This is a genomic window from Cupriavidus mimosae, from assembly GCF_023952485.1.
Classification (GTDB): Bacteria; Pseudomonadota; Gammaproteobacteria; order Burkholderiales; family Burkholderiaceae; genus Cupriavidus; species Cupriavidus taiwanensis_C.
The window spans coordinates 1-549 of the sequence record NZ_JALHRY010000117.1; the positions used below are offsets into that span (position 1 = coordinate 1).

General features: G+C 55.4%; 1 protein-coding gene. It reads right to left on the minus strand.

Annotated elements, in window-relative coordinates:
• Positions 1–75: 75 nt before the first annotated feature.
• Complete coding sequence (locus tag MKD50_RS30600) at positions 76–390, minus strand: H-NS histone family protein (protein WP_012354764.1); 315 nt, start codon at positions 388–390, stop codon at positions 76–78.
• Positions 391–549: the final 159 nt, after the last annotated feature.

The following is a 549-nucleotide window of genomic DNA, read 5'->3' on the forward strand; positions in this document are numbered from 1 at the left end:
GCCTGCTAGTGGTTTTACGAAATGCCCTCTTTCTAGCGTTAGCTTCACCGGGCATTTGAGCGCCCGTGCGTGTCGTCACTCCTGCGGAATTAGAAAACGTTCAGGCCGTTTGCCCAACCATGCCGGTGCTCGACCTCTGCCGGACCAAGTCTTCGCGGTCTTGGGGTCCATATACTTGGGTGGCAGCGGCGCCTTTTCGCGCTGCGCTGAAGCAGCACCGACTGGCCGTCCCCTACGACGCCGCGGCGCAACATCTTCGGGCAACAGGTCGTATTGCGCCATCAAATCACGAATTTGTTCGATGACGCTGGCAACCTCGCTCGCCCGTGCCTCTTCAAGCTGAGCCTCGATCGCTTGCTTTTGCGCTATCAGTTCTTTATATGTTGCCATTTGAGCCCCCGCTTATTGCTGACATTTGACTTATACGCACTTTAAAGTCAGTCCGCAAGGTCTTTTTGTTCCTTACCCTACAAAATGTCGCAAAGCGCTCAAACTCGGGGCTGCGGCCGTGCCGTTGGCACTTGAACCGTATGGGCATTTCCTTATGGG